We start from the raw sequence: 7926 nt of genomic DNA on the forward strand, positions 1-7926 counted from the left end.
CCCACCAGATCCTCGCCCTAAAAGGCAAACAAAACAAGATACTCCGGGTTAAAGAAGGCAAAACGCAAAAAATTCGCGACATTTATATCGCGAATTGCTTTCAGGAGGTCTATGACTACGCTAAAAACGTTCAGAGTCCCTGTTTATCCCCGTCTCGTAAGGGAGACAGCCCTATTACCCCTACCCAGGCTTACAGACAGCTAAATAAGGCTGCAGAGTATGCTGGCGTGGAACATGTCGGCAATCATACCTTACGGAAGACATTTGGCTATTGGTTTTACAAGGCAACAAAGGATATTGCGATGTTGCAGCGAATCTTGCATCATTCCCATCCTTCTGTCACCCTGCGTTATATCGGCATTACCGAAGAAGAAACGAATAACGTCTTGAAAACATTTAGTGTCTTTCACTAAGATTTAATATGTTCAACAAACGCACTTATCAATTGAGTTTGATAAAAACTGTGACAAAGTCATTTTGAAACTTTTCTTGAATCTAGTTTCTTAGAGATATAGAAGCAAAGTAAGGCGATTGCAAATAATATTAAAAAAATCGGGAGTGCAAAAACTGTTAAAAATGAGAAAATAAAAAAAATACTACTAACAGCAAATATTAACCAACTAATAATTAGCAAAAAACTAGAAAAAAAGTCTTTCATAGCTTTGAGCATGAGTTTCACCACCATATGGAAGTCGTCGTTAGTTTATATCATACATTATTATCTAATGCGATTATGTAGCAGTGCGTTGAAACTGCGAAACAAAAAATCAAGAGTAATGAACAGCTCGTTAACATAAACCTTTATTATCGGCATCACCGTAGAAGAAACGAATAATTCTTGAAAACCTTTAGTGTCTTTCACTAAGACTCTAATTCATTCATGAGGTCGTTAACAAAGAGAAAAGGACCACTTTTTGGTCCTTTAAGATGTCTCCTTGTTCAACTAACGCACCCGATAGTTTAAGTGCAATCTTTCACAATCTTTTTTATATAAGAAAAAAGGCAACCTTCTCCTTAAAAAATAGTACACGTTAATTCAATATGACATACTAAAATTAACCTTTAATATCAACCACAGTAACTTTATCTATTTTGACTTCAAATGTTATGATAACTGGACCTTCTGGTGGATTATGTGCACCAGTATAAGTATCATACTTAACCTTCACCTTAAAATCATATTGAGAATACCCTCCACAAAGCATAACTACGAGTAGGGTACTTTTTATTAATTGCTTTTTGGGCATAAGGGTTTAAAAAAACTAAAAAGGCATCATAAAAATCATAACGGGTTCGGTTTTGAAGTACAAAATTGAAATTCGCAACCCAATTCGTTAATGAATTAACATCAATATCAACAGTAAATTTGTAATAAAAAAAGCAGTGGATTTCGTAATCCTATTGCTTTTTTATTTATTACTTCTTTACTCTTCTTAGAGGCAAAAAGACGAGTGTTAAAATAAGCCCTATTATAAAAGTTAAAAATGGAAATAACAATGGAAAAAGCAAAGAAGGATACCATTCCCAAGCGTCGGTATAATACCCTATTGAATAAGGAACCACACCTCCAGCATTAAGTAATTCTGTTTGTAAAGCATCACGTTCATTAAAGTCAAAAGATTGACTATTTATATTGCCTTTTTCATTCAAAGTATATAGTTTATATTTTAATTTTTCCGCAGGAACTCCGCCAACTATATCTCCGTTAGGCATTTCCTTTTGTACTTCTCTTGTTTTCTTTAAAAGGATTATAAATTGGCTTTTCTCTTCTTTTTTGTCTTCTAAGATTAAATATGCAATTTCTCCATAGTATCTATTTAGACCTTTTTCTGCGACCCTTATTGGATGATTTATTAATGTATCAATATTCTCTCCATCTAATTTTATTGATAAATCTGCAATGACAGTCTTATTTTCCCAAGGGTCTATAAAGCTTTTTTCTTCTTTAATTGTCTCCTCAACCTCAATAATATGGTCTTGGAAATTATATGTCGATTGAGTAGCAGGATAACCCTCGTTTACCTTCGTAATCTTATAATGTTCATTCATTTTTTGATTATGAATGAGTTCCATTATCATTTTTGTGCTCATTGGTAGAGAAATTAAAAATAAAGTTATACCAATTAAAAAGAATACTAATTTTTTCTTCATAATGTCACCTCCAATTTAATTTTAGCAAATTTACATAACGAGTATAAGTCTTGTACTAACATTGCATTGTAAAAATCAACATCAAAAGCGTAACCCAAGTAACCCCTACAATTTCAGAGGATTTTCGCAGGGAATAATCTTTGAACATACAGTCCACAAATGTAATCCATTCGTCACCTTTTCTGGTGCGATAAAGTAGAGTGTTCACTTTAGGAGTTATTTTGCATCTATTTTAAGCGTTATTTTGCACTATAAGTAAATATAAAAAAGCCCAATTTCTCAGCATTAAAATTGAGAAATTGGAATTTTTTCGTTACTCCGGAAAAGCGCCCTTTAATTGAATAACTAAAGTCTGACCTCACTCATAATATTACTTAATTCTTCTTCAACTAACGCCCTCTTTAGGGTAAGTATATCTTTTCACATTTAATCTAAATCAAACTCAAACTTAAAACCTGCAAGTTTAGCTTATCAAATACGTTTCATGAAGTCCTTTTTCGTTGGGCACATGAAACTGGACATATTTTAAAGAATCCAGTTGCAACAATAAATTATGTCTTCTAGTTTGAATAGCCTCTTTTTAACTTTAGTAATGAAAATAAACCAAAACTATGCAACTCTGTATAAAAAGCTCCATAATATCGGCTCTAAGGATTTTATACGTTATAGAAGATTAGCTTTTCGTTACATTAACAGAGCCTTTCTAATTAAAAATTATAGGAAAAGTAAATGTAACGAAAGCTGCCCAAAGTCCGTAGACCGGCAAATACTTAGTAACGGCATCTTGGATAGTTGAAGGTCCGGATTTGTTTTGTAGAAAACGCATATAGGAGAGCATAATCCAAATTAGATTTGCCCAGATAAGTACGTTTACTCCTAAAACAGCAAGTCTATTAGGCGTAATCCCATAAGAAGAAAGTCTGAACACGATGGCTGACAAAGCCACACTGTCAATGATAAGAGCAAGAACAATTAAGGCAAAATTTATATAATCTGAAATGTTCTTTTTCTCGTCTGAGTCGCTCTCGATAATGGAAAATATGGTAACGGCCAATACACCAAGGAGTATTCCGTTGAAGGCTATCAGGAAATTGCGGTCCAAGAATGGGTTTTTTCCAACCCATATAACCGTTATAAGATAGACCAACAATGTGACTAGGACAAGAGGACTAAAAATTTTAGCTATATATGGTGTAATATTCTTAGCAAGTTTAAGATTCATTGATACCAGGTATGCAGCCACAATAGCGAGAGCAGCAGCACCAAATAAAACGACATTACTAAAATAGAAGTCTTCTATATCCAAGCCAACAAAGCTAAATAACTGCATGGTTAATGCTGCTAGTACCATTCCGCTAACTGCCATGCTGGCGTAAAGAATACAATATTCCAAATTAAATTTAATATAGGCTAATCTTGTACTGCCTTTTGAATATTCATTTCCTGTAAATGCAAGCCCTACCAATACCCATAAGAATATGGGAAGGTGTAAATAAGCAAGGATAATACTGTCTTTATAATTTAATGGCAGCATATTAAGATAAAACCCGGAAATTAGGAACAACGCTGCAAGGGAATAAATAACACTTTTTTTCGGAGTATTATTGTAAACAAAATAGGCAGCAATAAATGGAATTATACCAAAAGCCAGGTTAATTGGAGCAATTGCTTCCTGTTCGACAAAATGGAAAATGATCCTGGTGCTTATCCCGGCCAGAATGGCTAAAATGCCCATGAATAAGAAACCATTTTGAAACAAGGAATATTTTTCTATATTTGCCATCTCCTTGAAATGCAATCTTTCATACCAAACACCAAGAACCTGAGAATCAGGATTTTGTTCCCATGCGTGTGAGAATAACTTTTTAAAAGCTTTCGAGTCTTTTCTATACATTCTCTCCAGCTCATGAGGGTTAGCAATATTTTCAATAATCAAATTGTTAATGTCCATAGTTATACCTCCCCTAATAATTGTTATATTAAGTTTCCTCCACAATGTTTAACTGTCTTCGTCACTTTTGTATTCTAAAATATCTCCAGGCTGACATTCTAAAGCCTTACAAATTGCCTCTAAAGTGGATAATCGAATCGCTTTTGCTTTTCCATTTTTTAATATTGATACATTTGCCATCGTAATCCCAACCCTCTCCGAAAGCTCCGTTACGCTCATTTTTCGTTTTGCTAACATCACATCAATATTAATAATAATTGCCATATCCTCCACCTCAGACCGTTAAATCATTTTCTGATTTTATATTAATAGCTTCTTGTAAAAGTCTTTGGAGAACAGCAGCAAAAACGGCGATCACCATAGAGGAGAAAAGAATGACCAATCCGATTGGTATGAAACTTGGAGGGTCAACTCTTTCTGCCATGAGATAGTAGAGTGGCATACCTAGCAAGTACAAGGTACTGATCGTGATGGCACAGTATTTGATATTTTTTAAAGCCTTTACTGATAATTCCGAGAACGCTTGGTTCTTATCAATATAGCTTAAAAGTTTAAAAGCCTGATACAGAGCAAAGTAAAAAGGTATCGCTGCCGCATACATATCGATTAAAACGAGAGATTTCATATAAGCAATATCTGGATACAATTCTCCAGCAAAATTCCCGATCTTAGGCACCAAAAATATGCACAATGCAAGAACTGGGACTCCTAATAGAATAACAGCTATTTTTAAAAACAACGTTGTTACTTTTTCCATAAAAAGCACCTCACTTATTTATTCTGATTTTGATCTTAATATATATTTTATCGTTTTACAATAAATTTTTATTAATTTGAATAATATTTTTATTGTAGGTTTTTGTTTTAAGCAAAAATAAAATGCATTCCTCATTCAAAGAAATGCTCTAGAACTTTAAACCATTAAATTTATAACTTGTACAGCTAACCTGCCCGTTTAAGTGCAAACTTTCACAATCTCTTCTGTATTTCAAACACAAATATCCAATTTTCAATACAGGAGCTGTTTAACAATCCGGCGGCCCAATTGTTGAACAACTCCTTATGTACTCTTGAACTATCCTGCCCCGATAGCATTCCTGTAGATCGTTATTTTTCGACTTTGAAAAAAATAGGGCTCCTCAGTAAGATATGAGTATAGAAACCACTCTAACTCACAACTTTAGGAGGAACCCTACTATGAAGTTAGCTTGCCTAACTCTTACAAGCTTAGTGAGACTAACAGCAAGCTATTTTACAATTACTAATTGGTGTATAATAGTGTGAAGAAATTGTATTTTAACAGGGTGGTAATGAAAATGAAGATTTTGTTTGATGAAACTTACACTTCAAATGACGGAAAGCGAACAAGCAGGAATATTTGGTATGGAGATGCTGATATATCTGTTGATGGTGAATATGGAAAAAACATTAATCTTAATGAAGATTTTATGGACAATTTATGCGAAATAATAAAAAATGACTTATCTAAAAATGCAGCAAATAAGCCTACTGAAACTAACTGGTATATTTATGGAAGTGGTGTAACTCAGGACGCTATTGGAGACAATATCCGTCCGACAATTATGGTTCGTGAGAGGTCTGACGAGTTTGTAACTAATTTTAATATCAGTGACCACGATTTTGCTGTAAATATTGATGCTATTCTGTTGTTTAAGGCGGATTTTGAAAAACGTTTAGCTAGTCATTGAGGAGTATTATCACTATAAGCATTTTCAAACTATTTAAGGGGATGATTTCATAGTGAATTCATTCTCCTTTTTCATATGGTGGGAGTCTTTTGTGAGGAGGAAAAGGACATTTAATAATACAGATTGTGAATAATTACTTAAATTAAACTGCCCCGTTAGCCATCCATGAAGCGCAAAAATCAGCGCTTCACCACAGAGAATGAAAAAAGGTTTCTAGGTCGATAATGTTTTAATGGCTGGCGAAGAAGGTCTTGAACTATGTATTAATTTACTTACGCCTAGTTGAATCGATTCACCAGTTGAATTCCTTCCGTTACGTAAACTTCCACAATTGGTATAACAAACCACATTAAATCTGTCGTTTAAAGCTCCAGGCTGCTTTTCATATTCTAGCCCGCTTGTGAACTGGGTCACTACATGTGTAAGTTCGTGCCCAATCACATCTAGTGAGTTTGTAAAACCCAACAAAAATAGTTCGCTGATTAATATATGATATTAATGATCACTGGTCATGACTCATGCCTCATAAATTGGATCTCCGTGAACTGATATTCTGCCTTTTGCTCATAATATTCCTTTAAAGGGACACTATATAATCAAAATAAACTTCTATAGGTTGGAGGCTGTCAGAATGAGGGTTTTATCAATGATCCAGCCGTGGGCAAGCCTTTTTGTCCTTAGAGAGGCAAAATATGAAACAAGGTCATGGAGAACGAATTATCGGGGGCTACTTGCCATTCACACAAGTAAAAAAATAGATAAAGACGTCTCTAACCATATAGCCATAAAGTCGTTGCTTGGTAAGCACGGATACACACCAGAGAATCTTCCAACTGGCCAGATCATTGCTGTATGCAAACTTGTAGATTGTTTGAAGGTAACTGAAAACAATGAGACATGGGCCATTCTGGAGGATGGTCGAATCGTATCAGGGAATGACTATTTTATGGGTAACTTTATAGTGGGAGGTTATGCTTGGGTAGTTGAGGATATGCAGATGCTGGATGAATTTATTCCAGCAAAGGGAAAGCTAGGATTATGGGAGCATGTTTTAATTTTATAGGAGCTGATACTTTGCACACGATGCGCTGAATCAGCTCCTTCAGGAACCCACTTTTCACGCATATGAGACTCATCAAAAAGAACATCAAAGCTGGCACTTAATTATTTTCTTCAGAGGGGCGTGGTGTCCAGTCTGTGTCCAAGATTTAAAAGACTTAGAAGAAAATAAGAGTTATTTTAAAAGTAAGAATGTGCATTTAATCACTATCTCTACGGATGAACTTGATAATTCAAAGAAAATGGCAGATGAATACAACCTTTCATATCCTGTCTTATCAGATGAAAATTTAGAGGCTTTAAAAGCTTTTGACGTATTCTTTCATGGTGAAGACGCTCCATATGAAAACCATGGAGCTCACGGGGAACCTGCCTATTTCCTTGTAGATGAGAAAGGACGTCTTCTTTATCAACAAAAGCAAACAAGCCCTTTTGGTCGTCCTACAAGTACAGAGCTAAGAAAAATAGTACAATATATAAGTAAAAATCTTAAATAGTCTTTCCGTTACATTAAAGAGTCGGCATTTTGTGCTGACTCTTTAATGTAACGGAAATGTAATATGTATTACAGAATGTTTTTGAATGATAAATTAATCTATAAATAATTACGAATGTCCTTGAAGAGGTTACGCTCCCTTTATATCCAGATGTAGCTAATATTAAAGAGCAAATGAGAACCATTGGTGCAGATGCTGTCTTTTTTCATGGTAGTTCTATAAGAGGGGTAGCGTCAGGAAATGCAGATTTACAACGTTAAGGAAATTTCGATATTCTTTTTTATTGATTGTTTTAAAGAATATTTTCCGGTAGATTTTAGCTAGTATTATTTGTTTAACATGATAATAAAAACTAATCTTGATATATTTTTTGAGCTTCATATTTAAATCCATGATACTGATAATTTTGTTTTTTGTACATTTCTCTAGGAGTGTCTTCTCCATCGGCTATTAAGATACAAGCTTTTCAGGAAATGATTCCATTACAAATTTTTGTAATTTGCTACCTATTCCTTTGTTTCGGAACTTCTCGTCAACAGTTAGGTTATCAATTTCTGCC

General features: G+C 34.3%; 11 protein-coding genes and 2 pseudogenes. 5 read left to right on the top strand and 8 right to left on the bottom strand.

Going from position 1 to position 7926, the window contains the following annotated elements; genetic code table 11:
• A partial coding sequence (locus WYK_RS15530) for a tyrosine-type recombinase/integrase (RefSeq protein ID WP_040375390.1) occupies positions 1–413 on the top strand: 413 nt, incomplete at its 5' end.
• Positions 414–1055: 642 nt separating this feature from the next.
• On the opposite strand, the gene WYK_RS26350 is transcribed toward WYK_RS15530, so the two are convergent.
• The 6 genes and pseudogenes from WYK_RS26350 to WYK_RS15555 all read right to left on the bottom strand — a co-directional run bounded on the left by WYK_RS26350 (position 1056) and on the right by WYK_RS15555 (position 4859).
• Complete coding sequence (locus WYK_RS26350) at positions 1056–1247, bottom strand: DUF3888 domain-containing protein (RefSeq protein ID WP_081704908.1); 192 nt, start codon at positions 1245–1247, stop codon at positions 1056–1058.
• Between the two features lie 169 nt (positions 1248–1416).
• A complete protein-coding gene (locus WYK_RS15540; RefSeq protein ID WP_040375392.1) occupies positions 1417–2151 on the bottom strand; it encodes a hypothetical protein in 735 nt (244 codons plus the stop codon).
• 85 nt (positions 2152–2236) lie between these two features.
• A pseudogene (locus WYK_RS24575) lies at positions 2237–2362 on the bottom strand (IS1595 family transposase); the annotation flags it as partial.
• A gap of 492 nt (positions 2363–2854) precedes the next feature.
• Positions 2855–4102: a DUF4153 domain-containing protein gene (locus WYK_RS15545; RefSeq protein ID WP_040375393.1), complete on the bottom strand. Its 1248-nt coding sequence runs from the start codon at positions 4100–4102 to the stop codon at positions 2855–2857.
• A gap of 48 nt (positions 4103–4150) precedes the next feature.
• Positions 4151–4366, bottom strand: a complete 216-nt coding sequence (locus WYK_RS15550; RefSeq protein ID WP_040375394.1) for a helix-turn-helix domain-containing protein — start codon at positions 4364–4366, stop codon at positions 4151–4153.
• Positions 4367–4376: 10 nt separating this feature from the next.
• The gene (locus tag WYK_RS15555) at positions 4377–4859 is read right to left on the bottom strand and encodes a DUF2975 domain-containing protein (RefSeq protein WP_040375395.1); all 483 of its coding nucleotides are present in this window, start codon (positions 4857–4859) and stop codon (positions 4377–4379) included.
• A 559-nt stretch (positions 4860–5418) separates the two neighbouring features.
• Between WYK_RS15555 and WYK_RS15560 the strand changes: the two genes are divergently transcribed.
• Positions 5419–5811 (top strand): hypothetical protein, encoded by a 393-nt coding sequence (locus tag WYK_RS15560; protein WP_040375396.1) that lies wholly within the window; start codon positions 5419–5421, stop codon positions 5809–5811.
• A 213-nt stretch (positions 5812–6024) separates the two neighbouring features.
• Here the strand turns inward: WYK_RS15560 and WYK_RS26355 are convergent, their stop codons facing one another.
• The gene (locus WYK_RS26355; protein ID WP_412769705.1) at positions 6025–6276 is read right to left on the bottom strand and encodes a hypothetical protein; all 252 of its coding nucleotides are present in this window, start codon (positions 6274–6276) and stop codon (positions 6025–6027) included.
• A 166-nt stretch (positions 6277–6442) separates the two neighbouring features.
• Between WYK_RS26355 and WYK_RS15565 the strand changes: the two genes are divergently transcribed.
• From WYK_RS15565 to ipk, 3 genes and pseudogenes are all read left to right on the top strand, one after another.
• Positions 6443–6874: an ASCH domain-containing protein gene (locus WYK_RS15565; protein WP_040375397.1), complete on the top strand. Its 432-nt coding sequence runs from the start codon at positions 6443–6445 to the stop codon at positions 6872–6874.
• Positions 6875–6899: 25 nt separating this feature from the next.
• On the top strand, positions 6900–7367 hold the full coding sequence (locus WYK_RS15570; protein WP_051387567.1) for a peroxiredoxin family protein: 468 nt from the start codon (positions 6900–6902) through the stop codon (positions 7365–7367).
• Between the two features lie 104 nt (positions 7368–7471).
• Positions 7472–7582, top strand: a pseudogene (gene ipk / locus WYK_RS26360) (4-(cytidine 5'-diphospho)-2-C-methyl-D-erythritol kinase); the annotation flags it as partial.
• Between the two features lie 235 nt (positions 7583–7817).
• Here the strand turns inward: ipk and WYK_RS26200 are convergent.
• On the bottom strand, positions 7818–7919 hold the full coding sequence (locus WYK_RS26200; RefSeq protein ID WP_328286296.1) for a GNAT family N-acetyltransferase: 102 nt from the start codon (positions 7917–7919) through the stop codon (positions 7818–7820).
• Positions 7920–7926 lie beyond the last annotated feature (7 nt).

The organism is Peribacillus psychrosaccharolyticus ATCC 23296, assembly GCF_000305495.1.
In the GTDB taxonomy this organism is placed as follows: Bacteria; Bacillota; Bacilli; order Bacillales; family DSM-1321; genus Peribacillus; species Peribacillus psychrosaccharolyticus.

Bases quoted from the DNA above. Each gene is read 5' to 3' on its own strand.
- WYK_RS26350 (WP_081704908.1), bottom strand. From the start codon at position 1,247: ATGCCCAAAAAGCAATTAATAAAAAGTACCCTACTCGTAGTTATGCTT.
- WYK_RS15540 (WP_040375392.1), bottom strand. From the start codon at position 2,151: ATGAAGAAAAAATTAGTATTCTTTTTAATTGGTATAACTTTATTTTTA.
- WYK_RS15545 (WP_040375393.1), bottom strand. From the start codon at position 4,102: ATGGACATTAACAATTTGATTATTGAAAATATTGCTAACCCTCATGAG.
- WYK_RS15550 (WP_040375394.1), bottom strand. From the start codon at position 4,366: ATGGCAATTATTATTAATATTGATGTGATGTTAGCAAAACGAAAAATG.
- WYK_RS15555 (WP_040375395.1), bottom strand. From the start codon at position 4,859: ATGGAAAAAGTAACAACGTTGTTTTTAAAAATAGCTGTTATTCTATTA.
- WYK_RS15560 (WP_040375396.1), top strand. From the start codon at position 5,419: ATGAAGATTTTGTTTGATGAAACTTACACTTCAAATGACGGAAAGCGA.
- WYK_RS15565 (WP_040375397.1), top strand. From the start codon at position 6,443: ATGAGGGTTTTATCAATGATCCAGCCGTGGGCAAGCCTTTTTGTCCTT.